Below are 15,780 nucleotides of genomic sequence, written 5' to 3'. Positions count from 1 at the left end.
CGACCGTTCAGCCTTTGGCCACGCCGTAGCGGTCGCGATAGGCGCGAATCGCCTCGGCATGGCCGCGCAGCGCTTCGCCGGCATGCACCTCGAGGTACTCGAGCACCATGTCCAGGGTGACGATACTCAACACCGGCATGCCGTAGGCGGCTTCGACCTGCTGGATGGCACTGCGCGGATCGCTGTCGTCACCGCCGCGCTCCTGGCGATCCAGGGCGACCACCACACCGGCGGCCTCGGCCCCGGCGCCCTCGATCAGCCCCATCACTTCGCGGATGGCGGTGCCGGCGGTGATGACGTCGTCGATGATCAGGATGCGGCCGGCAAGCTCGGCGCCGACGATGTTACCGCCCTCGCCGTGCGCCTTGGCCTCCTTGCGATTGAACGCATAGGGCAGATCGAGGTCATGATGATCCGCCAGGGCCACCGCGGTGGAAGCGGCCAGCGGAATGCCCTTGTAGGCCGGGCCGAACAGCACGTCGGTCTCGAGGCCGCTGTCGGCGATGGCCTGGGCGTAGAAACGGCCCAGCTCGGCCAGGGCGCGGCCGGTCTTGAACAGGCCGGCGTTGAAGAAATAGGGGCTGACGCGCCCGGACTTGAGGGTGAACCCGCCGAAACGCAGCACGCCCTGCTCGATGGCGAACTCGATGAAGGCCTGCTGGTAGGGTTGCAGGGTCGATGCGGCCACGGAGCCTCCTATCACGTTTATTGGCGGACGCCATTTACCCAAACGTCGAAACGTCGGGTATCATACACGCGCGACGCAAAAGGGACCATGTATGAAAATCGCCACCATCAATGTCAATGGCATCCGCGAGGCGGTCGGCCGAGGCTTCCTCGACTGGCTGGCCAACCAGGATGCCGACGTCGTCTGCGTGCAGAACCTCAAGGCCAAGAGTTTCGAGCTCGACGACAGCATCCTTTATCCGGAAGGCTACGAGGGCTATTTCCTCGATGCCGAACAGGACGGTTTCTCCGGCGTCGGCTTGTATTGCCGCAAGATTCCCAAGGCGATCATGTACGGCCTGGGTTTCCCCCAGTGCGACCACGAAGCACGCTTCCTGCAGGCCGACTACGACCGCTTCAGCATCGCCAGCTTCCTGATGCCCGACGGCAGTGATCCGGCCGCCAAGCAGTCGTTCATGGCCCAGTACCAGGAGTACCTGGCCAAGATGGCTCGCAAGCGCCGCGAGTACATCATCTGCGGCACCTGGCACATCGCCCACAAGACGATCGACCTGGAGAACTGGGCCGATAACCAGACGACCCCCGGCTTCAAGCCCGAGGAGCGCGCCTGGATGGACCAGGTGCTCGGCCCGACCGGCTTCATCGACACCTTTCGCGAGATCAACCGCGACGCCGGCGAGTACACCTGGTGGCCGGCGCTGGATCAAGACCAGCCCCGCGAGCGCCAGGAAGGCTGGCGCATCGATTACCAGCTGGTCGGCCCCAACTTCCGCCGCCACGTGGTGGACGCCTGGATCGACTACGACGCGACCTTCTCCGAGTACGCGCCGCTGATCGTCGAGTACGACCTGCCGCTCTGAGTCGCCTCCCTTCGTCGCCGTCATGCTCCAGGCATGACGCAACACGCCGGCCCTGGGCCGGCGTGTTGCGTTAAGAGAACACGGATTATTGCTGCGCTCCCGCCAAGTGCGGAAATCAATCCGTCTCCTCCACCTCAGCGGCGGATGCCCAGCGCCTCGCGCTGGTGATCGAACAGCTCGCTGCCGGCCTTCTCGGCCAGATCGAGCATGGCATCGAGCTCGGCACGGCTGTAGGTGCCCGACTCGGCGGTGCCCTGCACCTCGATCAGCCCGCCACCCTCGGCCATCACCACGTTCATGTCGGTGCCGGCGCGGGAGTCCTCGGGATAGTCCAGATCGACCACCGGCACACCCTGAAAGATGCCCACCGAGACCGAGCTCACCAGCTGATGGAAGGGATCGCTCTTGATCAGCTTCTCGCGCTGCAGGTAGCGCAGGGCATCGACCAGCGCCACGCAACCGCCGGTGATGGATGCCGTACGTGTGCCGCCATCGGCCTGAATGACGTCGCAGTCCACGGTGATGGTGAACTCGCCGAGTTTCTTCAGGTTCACCGCCGCGCGCAGCGAGCGTCCGATCAGCCGCTGGATCTCCAGCGTGCGACCGCCCTGCTTGCCGCGGGTCGCCTCGCGACCGCCGCGGGTGTGGGTCGCACGGGGCAGCATGCCGTACTCGGCGGTCACCCAGCCCTGCTTCTTGCCGCGCAGCCAGCGCGGCACGCCGGCCTCGACACTGGCATTGCACAGCACCTTGGTATCGCCGAACTCCACCAGCACCGACCCCTCGGCATGGCGGGTGTAATCGCGGGTCAAACGGATGTCGCGGGGCTGGTCGGGGGTGCGTCCGCTGGGACGCCGGAAGTCCGGAGACATGGCACCTCTCTCGCAATCGGGAATGGATGGCCGGCCATTCTACACGGACTACCGGGGGAATCAGTTACACTGACCCGTTTCCCGACATCGACCGTTCCACAGGAGCTCACTCCATGGTGCACAGCATGACCGCCTTCTCGCGGCAGGACCGCGATGCCGACTGGGGTCGGCTGCAGCTGGAGCTGCGATCGGTCAACCAGCGCTACCTCGACCCCCACTTCCGCCTGCCAGAGGCCCTGCGCGACCTGGAGCCCGGCCTCCGCGACGCTCTGCGAAGCCAACTGGCCCGCGGCAAGGTGGAGTGCACGCTGCGCTTCGACCCAGCCGAGCGCAGCGCCGACGCCGCCGTCAATCACGACCGACTGCGCGCCCTGGGTGCGGCGCTGGGCGAGGTGCGCGAGGCCATTCCCGAGGCGCCGCTGCCCGATGCCCTGGCGCTGCTCGACCATCCTGGCGTGCTCGAGGCCCCCGGGCTCGATCTCGAGGCCATCAAGACCGAGGCACGCGCCCTGTTCGACGTGGCCCTGGACGACCTGGTCGCCGGCCGCGCCCGTGAGGGCGAGCAGCTCGCCGCGCTGATCCGCGAGCGGCTGACGGGTATTCGCACCCAGGTCGCCGAGGTCCGCCGCCTGCTGCCCGGGATCCTCGAGCGCCAGCGCAGTCAGTTGCTCGAGCGCCTGGCCGACATGCGCACCGAGCTCGAGCCCCAGCGCCTGGAGGCCGAGCTGGTGCTGCTGGCCCAGAAAGCCGACGTGGCCGAGGAGCTCGACCGCCTGGAGACCCACGTCGGCGAGGTCGAGCGCCAGCTCAAGCAGAAGGGGCCGATCGGCCGGCGCCTGGACTTCCTGATGCAGGAGCTCAACCGCGAAGCCAACACGCTATCGTCGAAATCGGTGGTCGCCGACACCACCCGCTGCGCCGTGGAGCTCAAGGTGCTGATCGAGCAGATGCGCGAGCAGATCCAGAACATCGAGTAGCTTCGCGATGCCCGTGCTATCGAGCGCCTCCCCCCTGTCGACGGGCCTCGGATTGGCCCTACTGGTCTCACTGTGCCTCGTCGCCTGGCCGGTCGCCGGCCAGACCACGCCGGGCACGGCGGGAGACCCGCGTGGCAACGGGGACGTGATCGTGGTCGGCGGCGACCACTACCACCCGCCCTACGAGTTCCTCGACGAGGACGGTCGCCCCACCGGCTATGCCGTCGAGTTGACCCGAGCCATCGCCGAGGTAATGGGCATCGAGGTGCGCATCGAGCTGGGCCCCTGGAGCGAGATGCGCCGCAAGCTGGAAAGCGGCGAGATTGACGCCCTGGAGGGCATGTCCTACTCCGAGGGCCGTGACGCCAGCTTCGACTTCGCCCCGCCCCACGCCATCGTCCACCAGTCGATCTTCGCCCGTCGCGGAACGCCTCCCGTGGAACGCCTGGAGGAACTCCGCGGCAAGGCGGTCATCGTCCAGCGCGGCGACATCATGCAGGACCTGCTGATCGAGCAGGACGTCGGGGCCGAGCTGTTCACCACCGACACCCATGCCGATGCCCTGCGCGCCCTCGCCGCCGGCCAGCACGACTACGCCCTGGTGGCCAATCTCCCGGCGCTGTACCTGAGCCGCGAGCTGGGGCTGACCAACCTGGTGCCGGTCGCCCGTCCCTTCTCGCTGCGCTACGGCTATGCGGTCAAGGAGGGAAACGCCGACGTACTCGCCCAGTTCAGCGAGGGACTGGCGATCCTCAAGAACACCGGCCGCCATCAGGCCATCTACGACAAGTGGCTGGGCCCCCTGGTGCAGGGGCAAGGCCTGCCGTGGAAGCGCCTGGGCCTGATCGGGGCGATCGCCTCGGCGCTGCTGCTGCTGATCCTGGGCGGCATCGTGGTCTGGAATCGCATGCTCAAGCGCGAGGTGGCCAGCCGCACCGAGGAACTCCAGCGCCAGCAACAGCAGCTGATCCAGGCCGACAAGATGTCCTCGCTGGGCGTGCTGGTCTCGGGCGTGGCCCACGAGATCAACAACCCCAGCGGCCTGCTGCTGCTGAATTTGCCGGTGCTGCGGGATGCGCACGACGACGCCCGACCCATTCTCGAGGCCCACTATCGCGAGCACGGCGACTTCCCGTTCGGCGGCCTGCCCTACTCGCGCATGCGCGACGAGGTGCCCTTGATGCTCGACGAAATGCTGGAAGGCACCCAACGCATCAAGCGCATCGTCGGTGATCTCAAGGACTTCGCCCGTCAGGGCAGCCGCGATCTCGGCGAACGCCTCGACCTCGACGAGGTGACCAGGACCGCGGTGCGGCTGGTCGACAACTCGATCCGTCAGGCCACCGACCGCTTCGAGGCGCACTATGCGGGCGACCTGCCCGCCGTGCGGGGCAATGCCCAGCGCATCGAACAGGTGGTGATCAACCTGGTGCTGAACGCCTGCCAGGCTCTCGAAAATCGCGATCAGGGCATCCGCCTGACGACCCGTTTTCTCCCTGGCGACGGGACCGTGACCCTGGAAGTGCAGGATGAAGGCCGGGGCATCGACCCGGCGGCGCTGTCCCGGCTGACTGATCCCTTCTTCACCACTCGGCGGGAGTCCGGTGGCACCGGCCTGGGGCTATCCGTCTCCGCCGGCATCGTCCGCGAGCACGACGGCGACCTGGCCTTCGCCTCGCGTCCAGGCGAGGGCACCATCGCCACCTTGACGCTGCCCGTGGCCCCGCCTGACGACGCTGCCACTCTCCATCAGAACGAGCGATGAGCATGAACCTCTATCCCGCCTTCGGCCTGCTGCTGGTCGACGACGAGCCCTCCTTCCTGCGTAGCCTGAGCATCGCCCTGGAGCGCAGCGGCGGTATCAATCACCTCCATCGCTGCGAGGACAGCCGCCAGGTGATGGACATCCTGGCGCGGGAGAACATCGGACTGGTGACGCTGGACCTCACCATGCCCCACCTGTCGGGCGAGACACTGCTGCGGCAGATCGTCGAGGAGCATCCCGACGTCGGCGTGATCGTGATCAGCGGCCTGAACCAGGTGGAGACCGCCGTCGACTGCATCAAGCACGGCGCCTTCGACTACTTCGTCAAGACCGACGAGCAGAGCCGGCTGATCGAGGGCATCAAGCGGGCCATCCGCCTGCAGGAACTGCGCCAGGAGAACCAGGAGCTGCGGCGTCGCTTTCTCAACGACACTCTGGAGCATCCCGAGGCGTTCGCCGACATCGTCACCGACGACAAGGGCATGCGCTCGGTCTTCCAGTACCTCGAGTCGGTGGCCCCGAGCGGTCAGCCGCTGCTGATCAGTGGAGAGAGCGGCGTCGGCAAGGAACTGATCGCACGGGCGGCCCATGACCTGAGCGGTCGGCCCGGGCCGCTGGTCTGCGTCAACGCGGCGGGGCTGGACGACGGCGTCTTCGCCGACACCCTGTTCGGTCACGAGAGGGGCGCCTTCACCGGAGCCGATCGTCCCCGCGCCGGGATGGTCGAGCAGGCCGCGGACGGCACCCTGTTCCTCGACGAGATCGGCGACCTAAGTCCGGCTTCCCAGGTCAAGCTGCTGCGCCTGCTGCAGGAGGGGGAATACTACCCACTGGGCAGCGACCGCCCCAAGCGAGCGCGGGCGCGCATCGTGGTGGCGACGCATCACGACCTCGAGGCACGCCAGCGGGAAGGTGATTTCCGCAAGGACCTCTACTACCGCCTGCGTACCCACCAGGTGTGGATTCCGCCGCTGCGACGGCGCCACGGCGACATCCCGCTGCTGCTGGACCACTTCCTCGCCGAGGCCGCCGACGAGCTCGGCAAGCCGCGGCCGACCTATCCTCCTGAGCTGCCGGTACTGCTGGCCAACCACCCCTTCCCCGGCAACGTACGCGAACTGCGTGCCATGGCCTATGACGCCATGAGCGTCCATCGCTCGCGGACGCTTTCCATGGAGGTGTTCCGGCGCGCCATCGATCCGGGGCGCACGGCCCCCGAGCCGTCGGAGGCCTGTGTCGAACGTCACGTCTTCACCCCGAACGAACCCCTGCCAACGTTGCACGAGGTCGCCGACCTGCTGGTCCGCGAGGCAATGCGCCGAGCCGAGGGCAACCAGTCGATCGCCTCGCGACTGCTGGGCATCTCCCAGCCGGCGCTCAGCAAGCGGCTGAAAAAATTGCGCGAAGCCGGCTCGGAACCCCTATAACCCGTACGCTCGGATAACCTTGGTTATATCGCCACAATTTTCTTTATTTTCAATTAATTGCCTCAAAAATAGCGCCACGGTATGTCGCGAAGTTATACCCCTTCACCATCGTTCGCCACCCCATGAAACACCCATTAATCTATATAAAACAATTAGTTAATGTAAATTAAACCATCTGGCACGCGCCTTGCTCCATCGGAAGTGGCCCCTCACGGGAGCCACCACATTCCAAGAGCAAGAGGTTCGACGACCAATGCCAACAACAACGAAGGCGGCCACACCGGCCGCGACCGCCTCCCCCACCATGATGATCGCCAACGTGGGAGGTGCCGCATGCTCGCGCTGATCAACGACCTGCTGTGGGGCAAGGTGCTGATCGCCTTGCTGATCGCCGTAGGCATCGGCTTCACCCTCGCCTCGCGCTGCGTGCAGTTCCGCTACTTCGGCCGCATGTTCCGCATTCTCAGCGCCAGCCAGGCCTTCAAACGCGACAGGCACGGCCACCTGAGCTCCTTCCAGGCGCTGCTGCTGTCGGTGGCCGGCCGGGTCGGCGGCGGCAACATCGCCGGCGTCGCCGTGGCCATCACGCTGGGCGGCCCAGGCGCCGTGTTCTGGATGTGGGTGGTCGGCCTGATGGGCATGGCCACCAGCTTCCTCGAGTGCACCCTGGCGCAGACCTACAAGACCGCCGAGCCCGACGGCACCTACCGCGGCGGCCCGGCCCGCTACATCGCCCGCGGCCTCGGCCGCCGCTGGAACTGGCTGGCGGGCCTCTACTCGGTGCTGCTGCTGGCCACCTTCGGCTTCGCCTTCACCGCCCTGCAGTCCTATGCCGTAGCCACCTCCTTCGACGATGCCTTCGGCATCCCGGCCCGCTACACCGGGCTCGGACTGGCCCTGCTGGTCGGCCTGATCGTCTTCGGCGGGGTCAAGCGCATCGCCCGGGTCACCGAGGTCCTGGTCCCGGTGATGGCAGGCGGCTACCTGCTGATCGCCCTGGCGGTCCTGGCGCTGAACGTGACGCAGTTGCCCGACGTCATCGGGCTGATCGTCAAGAGCGCCTTCGGCCTCGAGCCGGCCATCGGCGGCGGCATCGGCGCGGCGATCATGATGGGCGTCAAGCGCGGCCTGTTCTCCAACGAGGCCGGGCTGGGCAGCGCGCCCAACGTGGCGGCAGTGGCCTACGTGCCGCACCCGGTCAATCAGGGCATCGTCCAGGCCTTCTCGGTGTTCATCGACACCATGATCATCTGCTCGGCCACCGCCTTCATCATCCTGCTCGGCGGGGCCTATGATCCGGCAGCCGGCGCCGGCATCGACGGCATCGCCCTGACCCAGGCCTCGCTGGCCGACCACGTCGGCGAATGGGGCCGCAGCTTCGTCAGCATCGCGCTGCTGCTGTTCGGCTTCAGCACCATCCTCTACAACTACTACCTCGGCGAAAACAGCCTCGACTTCTTCAGCCGCGGCAATCGCACCCTGTTCAACGCTTTCCGACTCGCCATCATCGGCCTGTGCACCTGGGGGGCGATGACCGACCTGGGCACCGTCTTCGCCTTCGCCGACACCACCATGGGCTTCCTGGCACTTGCCAACCTCATCGCCTTGACCATGCTGTTCAAGCCGGGACTGCGCATCCTGCGCGACTTCGATGGCCAGATCCGGTCGGGCGTGACACAGCCGATCTTCGACGCCGAGCGCTTTAGCGACCTGAACGTCGATCCGACGGCCTGGGAGATCGAGCCCGAGGATCGCGAGCGCGTCCGCCGCTCCACGGCGGCAGCGACCACCGAGGCGTAGCGAGCCTCCCCCAGCACGACGGCCCGGCCGCGGAGAACTCCGCCGCCGGGCCGTCGCGTCCTGGTTCCTCTCGACACGAGCCCATCGGAGAGACTTCATGGAAACCATGCAGCAATGGGTGGAAAGCCTGGAACGCCGCGCCAGATCCCGCCTGGGCAACGGCCGCGTCGCCGACTACATTCCGGCGCTGGCCGAGCAGGACGCCGATCGGTTCGGCATCGCGATCTGTACTAATCAGGGCGAGATCTACCACGCCGGCGAGGCCCAGGTGCCCTTCTCGATTCAGAGCATCGCCAAGGTGCTGCTGCTGACCCTGGCCCTGCGCGTCCAGGGTGATGCCCTGTGGACGCGCGTGGGCCGCAACCCCTCGGGTATGCCCTTCAATTCCCTGACCCAGTTGGAAGCGGAGGGCGGCAAGCCCCGCAACCCCTTCATCAACGCCGGTGCCATCGCGGTGACAGACCGCCTGGTCGGCGCCTTCGCCACGCCCTCGAAGCACCTGCGCGACGTCGCCCGCCGCTTGTCCGGCAACTCGGCGATTCACATCGACGATGCCGTGCAGGCTTCCGAGTGGAAACATCGGTCCCGCAACGCCGCCATGGCCTACCTCATGAAGGCCTTCGGCCACCTCGACAACGAGGTCGACGAGGTCCTGACGGCCTACTTCGCCTGCTGCGCGCTGTCCATGAGCTGCGTCGATCTCGCCCGCGCCTTCAACTTCCTGGCCGCCGAGGGTCATGCCCTGTCCGCAGGCGAACGCTTCATCGCCCCCGACCTGGCACGGCGGATCAACTCGCTGCTGTTCACCTGCGGTATGTACGATGCGGCGGGCGACTTCGCCTACCGGGCCGGTTTGCCAGCCAAGAGCGGCGTCGGCGGCGGCATCGTCGCCATCGTGCCCGGCCGCTTCTCGGTCTGCGCCTGGTCGCCGGCGCTGGATGAACGCGGTAACTCGGTAGCCGCCCAATATGCCCTCGAATTGCTCGCCGACGACCTGGGCCGCTGGTCCGGTATCATCCCCGCCGGCTTGACTTCGGGTGGCAAGATGACGCCCATTATGTAGTTTTATTACTTTTATAAAGGCAAAAATTCGCGCAATTGGCGCCGAAATTTAGACTTTGGTCGCAAATGAAGAGTAAGATTCCTGGCTTCACTCGTACTAGATCGGGCGCTGCCCAGGAGGTTCGCCATGTCGACCACCCCGTCCGGCGCCACCGCGCGCCACCCCCGCCTGGCTGAACTGGCGCTGGCCCTCGGCGGCTTCGGGATCGGCACCAGCGAGTTCGTGATCATGGGCCTGCTGGAGCGCGTGGCCGGCGATCTGCAGGTCACCGCCGCCGACGTCGGCTACGCCATCTCCAGCTATGCGCTGGGCGTGGTGGTCGGCGCACCGCTGATCTCGGCGCTGGCCGCCCGGGTGCCGCGCCGCACCCTGCTCATCGTGCTGATGCTGGTGTTCGCCGTAGGCAACATCGCCAGCGCCATGGCCACGTCCTTCTGGCCCTTCGTGGGGCTACGCTTCCTGGCCGGCCTGCCCCACGGCGCCTACTTCGGCGTGGCCGCCCTGGTGGCCGCTGCCGCGGTGCCGGTCGAGCAGCGCGCCCAGGCGATCAGCCGGGTGATGCTGGGCCTGACCAGCGCCATCGTGATCGGCGCGCCGCTGGCCACCTGGGCCGGCCAGTGGCTGGGCTGGCAAAGCGCCTTCCTCGGCGTCGGCGTGATCGCCCTGACCACCGCCGTGCTGATCCGCCTGTGGGTCCCTCGCCAGCCCCACAACCCGGACGCCAGCCCCCGTCGGGAGCTCACCGCGCTGGTCAAACGGCGGGTGTTGTTCACCCTGGGTGTGGCCAGCATCGGCTTCGGCGGCATGTTCGCGGTGTTCAGCTATGTGGTGCCGACCCTCTCGAGCCAGGCCGGCATGAGCGAGGCGGTGGGCCCCTGGGTGCTGGCGATCTTCGGCATCGGCACCATCCTCGGCAACCTGATTGGCGCCCGCCTCGCCGACAAGCACCTGCTCAAGGCGATCCCCCGCATCCTGGTGTGGTGCCTGCTGGTCCAGGGCGGCTTCTTCTTCGCCGCCAACCACTTGATCGCCGGCCTGCTGTTCGTTGGCCTGGTAGGCACCAGCATGGCACTGGGCCCCGCGCTGCAGACCCGGCTGATGGATGTCGCTGGCGATGCCCAGACCATGGCCGCCTCGATGAACCATGCCGCCTTCAACTGCGCCAATGCCCTCGGCGCCTGGCTGGCGGCGGTGGTGATCAAGGGCGGGGCGCCCTGGTCGGCCAGCGGCCTGGTCGGCGCCGTGCTGGCGCTCGGCGGGCTAGCGGTGTTCATCGTGGGACGCCACCTGGAGCGCCGCGAGGCCCAAGCCGCCGCGGCCTGACCCCGGCGGATGGGGGATAGGGGATGGGCGCCAAGTATGCGATACTTCGCGCCCTCTCCGCAGCCGTCGATATCGCAGGATCCGTCATGCCCCAAGGTACGCTCTTCATCGTTTCCGCCCCCTCCGGCGCCGGCAAGACCAGCCTGGTACGCGAACTGATCGAAAGCCTCGACGGCATCCAGGTCTCGGTCTCTCACACCACCCGGCCACGCCGCGAGGGTGAGGTCGACGGCGTGAACTACCACTTCGTCGATCAGGCCGAGTTCGAGCGGATGATCGGGGAAGGCGACTTCTTCGAGCACGCCCGGGTGTTCGACAACTACTACGGCACGTCGCGGCGCGCCGTGGAGAACCTGCTGGCCGCCGGCCAGGATGTGATCCTCGAGATCGACTGGCAGGGGGCCCGCCAGGTCCGCGAACAGGTGCCTGACGCCGTGTCGATCTTCATCCTGCCGCCGTCACGGGAGGAGCTGGAGCGCCGCTTGTCGAGCCGCGGCACCGACGAGCATGCGGTCGTCGCCTCGCGTATGCGCGAGGCCGTCAGCGAGATGTCCCACTTCAACGAATACGATTACCTGGTGATCAACGACGACTTCACCACCGCCCTGCGCGAGCTGCAGTCGCTGGTCATCGCTCGGCGACTGGCCGCCGAGCGCATGCACGAACGCCACGCCACGCTGCTGGCGGCGCTGTTGTCATGACCCTCCGCCGCGGGCGCTTGTCATGACGCTCAGCCGCAGGCGCTGGTCCTGAGCCGACCGCAGCGCTTGTCAAGGGAACCGGGCGTCGAGTAATCTATTCGATCTATTCATCGGTGAATCCCTGGGGCGCAGCGACGCCAGCCGGGGTTTCGCCCGTCAGCATTCAGGAAGGCATTCATGGCGCGAGTCACAGTCGAAGATTGTCTGGAAAACGTCGAAAACCGCTTCAAGCTGGTGATGATCTCCACCCAGCGTGCGCGACAGCTGGCCCGCGGCTCCCGCGATGCCCTGCTGCCCTGGGAGAACGACAAGCCCACCGTGATGGCGCTGCGTGAAATCGCCGAAGGCCTGGTCGACTCCAGCGTGCTGGACGAGCCCATCGAGGCCCCCGTGCGTCCTCGCCCCGAAGGCGAGCCGGGCATCCCCGCCGAGGAGTGATGCCGCCGTCGTCGCCATCCGCACGGCCATCATGCAACCTTCAGGGCGCGCCGCATGTTCACCATCGATGACCTGGCCGACCGCCTCGGCGGCTACCTCCCCCCGGACGAGATTCAGCAGGTCAAGCGTGCCTTCTACTACGCCGAGCAGGCCCACGACGGCCAGCGCCGGCGCTCCGGTGAGCCCTATGTGACCCACCCCCTGGCGGTGGCCAACATCCTGGCCAACATGCACATGGACCATCAGAGCCTGATGGCCGCCATGCTGCATGACGTCATCGAGGACACCGGTGTCTCCAAGCAGGCCCTCGGCGAGCAGTTCGGCGAGCCGGTGGCCGAGCTGGTCGACGGGGTTTCGAAGCTGACCCAGATCACCTTCGAGGACAAGGCGGTCGCCCAGGCCGAGAACTTCCAGAAGATGGTGCTGGCGATGTCCCGGGACATCCGGGTGATCATCGTCAAGCTGGCCGACCGGCTGCACAACATGCGCACCCTGGGAGCACTTCGCCCGGAGAAGAAGCGCCGCATCGCTCGCGAGACCCTGGAGATCTACTCGCGGATCGCCAACCGGCTGGGCATCAACACCATCCGCGTGGAGCTCGAGGACCTGTCCTTCCAGGCCCTGCACCCGATGCGCGCCGAGCGCATCAAGCGCGCCGTGGCCAGCGCCCGTGGCCACCGCCGCTCGGCGATCCGCCAGGTCCAGAACAGCCTGCAGAACAGCCTCGACGACGAGGGGCTGACCGGCTCGGTGGTGGGTCGCCAGAAACACCTGCTGTCGATCTACCGAAAGATGCGCGATCAGCGGAAGTCGTTCGCCGAGATCATGGACGTGTTCGGCTTCCGCATCATCACCGATGACGTCGATAGCTGCTATCGCATCCTTGGCGTGGTGCACAACCTCTACAAGCCGGTGCCGGGGCGATTCAAGGACTACATCGCCATCCCCAAGGCCAACGGCTACCAGAGCCTGCACACCACGCTGTTCGGCAGCGGCGGCATGCCCATCGAGGTGCAGATCCGCACCCGCGAGATGGAGGCCATGGCCAACAACGGCATCGCCGCCCACTGGCTGTACAAGGCCGGCCAGACCGAGCATCCGATCGCCGAGGGCAGCCATGCCCGGGCCCGGGCCTGGGTCAAGGGCCTGCTCGAGATGCAGCGCCATGCCGGGGATTCGCTGGAGTTCATCGAACACGTCAAGAACGACCTGTTCCCCGACGATATCTACGTGTTCACGCCCAAGGGCGACATCATGGAGCTGCCTCAGGGCGCCACGGTGATCGACTTCGCCTACAGCGTGCACACCGACATCGGCAACAGCTGCATCGCCTGCCGCATCGATCGCCACCTTGCGCCACTCTCCACTCGCCTGCAGAGCGGCCAGACGCTGGAGATCATCACCGCGCCCGGGGCCCGGCCCAACCTGGCCTGGCTCAACGTAGTGGTCACCGCCAAGGCACGCTCGGCGATCCGCCACGCGCTCAAGCACCAGCAGCACACCGAAGCCGTCCAACTGGGGCGCCGGCTGCTCAACAAGGCACTGGCGGAGTTCGAGACCAGCCTCGAGGAGCTGCCGGCCAAGCCACTGGAAAGCCTGCTGGCCGAGCTCGAGCTCAAGAGCGAGGACACGCTGCTGGAATCCATCGGCCTGGGCACCCGCGTCGCCCACGTGGTGGCTCGCCGCCTGGCGGACCTCCAGCACGGCGACCAGGCGCCGACCCAGGACGCAGGGCACCACCAGGGCCCGATCGTGATCAGCGGCGCCGAGGGCATGGTGATCAAGTTCGCCCGCTGCTGTCATCCGCTGCCCGGCGACCCGGTGATCGGCCACCTCTCGGTGGGCAAGGGCATCGTCGTCCACCGCGTCGAGTGCCGCAACCTGGCCGAGCTGAGGAGCGACCCGGACAAGCTGTTCGCCCTCGAGTGGTCGGAGCAGTCCGACGAAGACTTCCCGGTGCCGCTGCGCCTTGAGATCGAGAGCCGCCGGGGCCTGGTGGCCGAACTGGCCAGCCTGGTCACCGATGCCGACGCCAATATCGAGCGCATCGGCATCGAGGAGCGTGACGCCCGACTGTCGATCGTCAACCTCACCCTGTCCGTACGCAACCGCGTGCACCTGGCGCGGATCATCAAGCGCCTGCGCAACCTGTCCCACGTCGGCAAGATCACTCGCCTGGGCAACTGAATCCTTCCGCTCCCGCCCGCCGCCTTGGCGGCGGGCGGGAGCTTTCATTGGTCATTCCCTCATCGCCAACAATACGGAGCACACCATGAGCAACAAGGCCGTCATCAACACCGACCAGGCACCCGCCGCCATCGGCCCCTATTCCCAGGCCATCAAGGCCGGCAACACCGTCTACCTCTCCGGCCAGATTCCGCTGGACCCGGCCACCATGGAAATCGTCTCCGACGACTTCGAGGCCCAGGCGCGCCAGGTTTTCACCAACCTGAAAGCCGTTGCCGATGAGGCCGCTGGCGGCCTCAAGGACGTGGTCAAGCTCAACCTCTATCTGGTGGACCTGGACAACTTCGCCATCGTCAACGGCATCATGGAAGAGTTCTTCGACGCCCCCTATCCGGCCCGCGCCGCGGTGGGCGTCAAGGCGCTGCCCAAGGGCAGCCAGGTCGAAGCTGAGGCCGTGCTGGTCATCGGCGACTGATAGCCTTTCCCCGGCCAAGAGCAGAGCAAGGCGGCGACAAGCTCCGGAATGCCGGACCATTGCGAGGGCGCTGTGAACCCATCCCTGGCGTAGGATCCTCGCTACACCTTGCCGCCGCCCATCAGACTTTCGAGGTTGGGCATACTGTTTGACGCAGAGAGCAAAGACTCCATGCGCCTGTTTCTGGCCTTGGTTCCGCCGCCAGTCCTGCGCCGGCGGTTCGGCATTCTGGCCGATGCCGCCAGAGCCCGCTGCGGCGGCCAACGCATGCCGGACGACAGCATCCATCTCACGCTCGCCTTCCTCGGCGAGCAGCCACCGGCGCGGGCCACGGCCATCGCCGACTGGCTGGCGGGCGTGACCCTGCTGCCTGGCCGCTGGCGGCTCGACTGCTGGGGCCAGTTCCGTCGACCCGGCATCGTCTGGGTCGGAGCCACCCACGTCGATCCAGCGCTGGCGAGCCTGCAATGCCAGCTGTGGGACGGCCTGGAGCGACTCGGCGCCGGCACGCGTCCCGAACGCTTCGTGCCCCATATCACACTGCTGCGCAAGGCGACGCAGCCCTCGGCGGCGGAACTGCCCGCCGTTTCCCTGGCATGGGACTACACTCAGGTTGAGCTAATACAGTCAACGATCACGCATGATGGCAGCCGCTACCGCTGCCTCGCGCGAACGGCTCATCCCGAGGAGTCGCCATGTCGCCCAGAGTCGCCCCACGGACCATCCTGATGCTCGGCGCGCTGGCCACTGCCCACGCCAGCGCTGCCCCCAACATCGAGTTCGGGATCACCAGCGAAAGTACACCAGCAGTAAGCGTCACGTTCGACACCCTTCTCGGCCTGCTCCCGCGGTATCCCGCCCTCGATCTGCGTCTCGCCACCGGCCTGCTGTGGCTATCCGGCGATCATTACCAGGACAACCTCGCCTGGCGACTGACGCCGGCTCTGCGCTATGGCTTCGCCGACGGCCGGGCCTATGTCGAGGCCGGCGTGGGAGGCGCACTGTTCGTCGAGACACGGCTCGAGGAGCGGGACCTGTCCACCTCCTTCCAGTTCGAGGACCGCCTGGCGGCGGGCGTGCGTCTCGACCGGGGCGGCGAGCTGGGGATCGGCATCAGCCACTACTCCAACGCCAGCCTCGACCGCCCCAACGACGGCTTCGAGGTCTATTCGCTGAACTATCGCCTGGCCCTCTGAATCGGGGGG

The 15,780-nt window shown here is 66.9% G+C and carries 15 protein-coding genes; 13 read left to right on the top strand and 2 right to left on the bottom strand.

The window, feature by feature from the left end; translation table 11 throughout:
* Positions 1-7 precede the first annotated feature (7 nt).
* The gene (gene pyrE / locus ACGTN6_RS03990) at positions 8-688 is read right to left on the bottom strand and encodes an orotate phosphoribosyltransferase (protein ID WP_394589965.1); all 681 of its coding nucleotides are present in this window, start codon (positions 686-688) and stop codon (positions 8-10) included.
* A gap of 91 nt (positions 689-779) precedes the next feature.
* Here pyrE and ACGTN6_RS03985 point away from each other — a divergent pair, with 91 nt between their 5' ends.
* Entirely contained in the window at positions 780-1,547 is a 768-nt protein-coding gene (locus ACGTN6_RS03985) for an exodeoxyribonuclease III (RefSeq protein WP_183386729.1), read from the top strand.
* A gap of 134 nt (positions 1,548-1,681) precedes the next feature.
* Here ACGTN6_RS03985 and rph read toward each other — a convergent pair whose 3' ends face one another.
* Positions 1,682-2,419, bottom strand: a complete 738-nt coding sequence (gene rph / locus ACGTN6_RS03980; RefSeq protein ID WP_394589964.1) for a ribonuclease PH — start codon at positions 2,417-2,419, stop codon at positions 1,682-1,684.
* A 113-nt stretch (positions 2,420-2,532) separates the two neighbouring features.
* Here rph and ACGTN6_RS03975 point away from each other — a divergent pair, with 113 nt between their 5' ends.
* The 12 genes from ACGTN6_RS03975 to ACGTN6_RS03920 all read left to right on the top strand — a co-directional run bounded on the left by ACGTN6_RS03975 (position 2,533) and on the right by ACGTN6_RS03920 (position 15,771).
* Positions 2,533-3,396, top strand: coding sequence for a YicC/YloC family endoribonuclease (locus ACGTN6_RS03975; protein ID WP_394589963.1), 864 nt, complete (start codon positions 2,533-2,535; stop codon positions 3,394-3,396).
* A 52-nt stretch (positions 3,397-3,448) separates the two neighbouring features.
* On the top strand, positions 3,449-5,161 hold the full coding sequence (locus ACGTN6_RS03970; RefSeq protein ID WP_394589962.1) for a transporter substrate-binding domain-containing protein: 1,713 nt from the start codon (positions 3,449-3,451) through the stop codon (positions 5,159-5,161).
* The gene (locus ACGTN6_RS03965) at positions 5,158-6,588 is read left to right on the top strand and encodes a sigma-54-dependent transcriptional regulator (protein WP_394589961.1); all 1,431 of its coding nucleotides are present in this window, start codon (positions 5,158-5,160) and stop codon (positions 6,586-6,588) included. Before ACGTN6_RS03970 ends, ACGTN6_RS03965 begins: the two co-directional genes overlap by 4 nt.
* A gap of 333 nt (positions 6,589-6,921) precedes the next feature.
* Positions 6,922-8,388 carry an alanine/glycine:cation symporter family protein gene (locus ACGTN6_RS03960; RefSeq protein WP_394589960.1) on the top strand — a complete coding sequence of 489 codons (1,467 nt, stop codon included), beginning with the start codon at positions 6,922-6,924 and terminating at the stop codon, positions 8,386-8,388.
* Between the two features lie 97 nt (positions 8,389-8,485).
* Positions 8,486-9,451, top strand: coding sequence for a glutaminase B (gene glsB, locus ACGTN6_RS03955; protein ID WP_394589958.1), 966 nt, complete (start codon positions 8,486-8,488; stop codon positions 9,449-9,451).
* Positions 9,452-9,577: 126 nt separating this feature from the next.
* Positions 9,578-10,774: an MFS transporter gene (locus ACGTN6_RS03950; RefSeq protein WP_394589957.1), complete on the top strand. Its 1,197-nt coding sequence runs from the start codon at positions 9,578-9,580 to the stop codon at positions 10,772-10,774.
* Positions 10,775-10,860: 86 nt separating this feature from the next.
* On the top strand, positions 10,861-11,475 hold the full coding sequence (gene gmk, locus ACGTN6_RS03945; protein WP_394589956.1) for a guanylate kinase: 615 nt from the start codon (positions 10,861-10,863) through the stop codon (positions 11,473-11,475).
* A 177-nt stretch (positions 11,476-11,652) separates the two neighbouring features.
* Positions 11,653-11,913, top strand: coding sequence for a DNA-directed RNA polymerase subunit omega (gene rpoZ, locus ACGTN6_RS03940; protein ID WP_183388057.1), 261 nt, complete (start codon positions 11,653-11,655; stop codon positions 11,911-11,913).
* A gap of 54 nt (positions 11,914-11,967) precedes the next feature.
* Complete coding sequence (locus ACGTN6_RS03935; RefSeq protein ID WP_394589955.1) at positions 11,968-14,100, top strand: RelA/SpoT family protein; 2,133 nt, start codon at positions 11,968-11,970, stop codon at positions 14,098-14,100.
* Positions 14,101-14,185: 85 nt separating this feature from the next.
* Positions 14,186-14,575: a RidA family protein gene (locus tag ACGTN6_RS03930; protein ID WP_183388059.1), complete on the top strand. Its 390-nt coding sequence runs from the start codon at positions 14,186-14,188 to the stop codon at positions 14,573-14,575.
* Between the two features lie 171 nt (positions 14,576-14,746).
* A complete protein-coding gene (gene thpR, locus ACGTN6_RS03925) occupies positions 14,747-15,304 on the top strand; it encodes an RNA 2',3'-cyclic phosphodiesterase (protein ID WP_394589954.1) in 558 nt (185 codons plus the stop codon).
* On the top strand, positions 15,271-15,771 hold the full coding sequence (locus ACGTN6_RS03920; RefSeq protein ID WP_394589953.1) for an acyloxyacyl hydrolase: 501 nt from the start codon (positions 15,271-15,273) through the stop codon (positions 15,769-15,771). The genes thpR and ACGTN6_RS03920 overlap by 34 nt, the downstream gene beginning before the upstream one ends.
* Positions 15,772-15,780 lie beyond the last annotated feature (9 nt).

The organism is Halomonas sp. B23F22_20 (assembly GCF_043496985.1).
Lineage (GTDB): Bacteria > Pseudomonadota > Gammaproteobacteria > Pseudomonadales > Halomonadaceae > Halomonas.
Note: the sequence above shows the minus strand (reverse complement) of the source record. Positions and strands in the feature narration are given on the sequence as shown.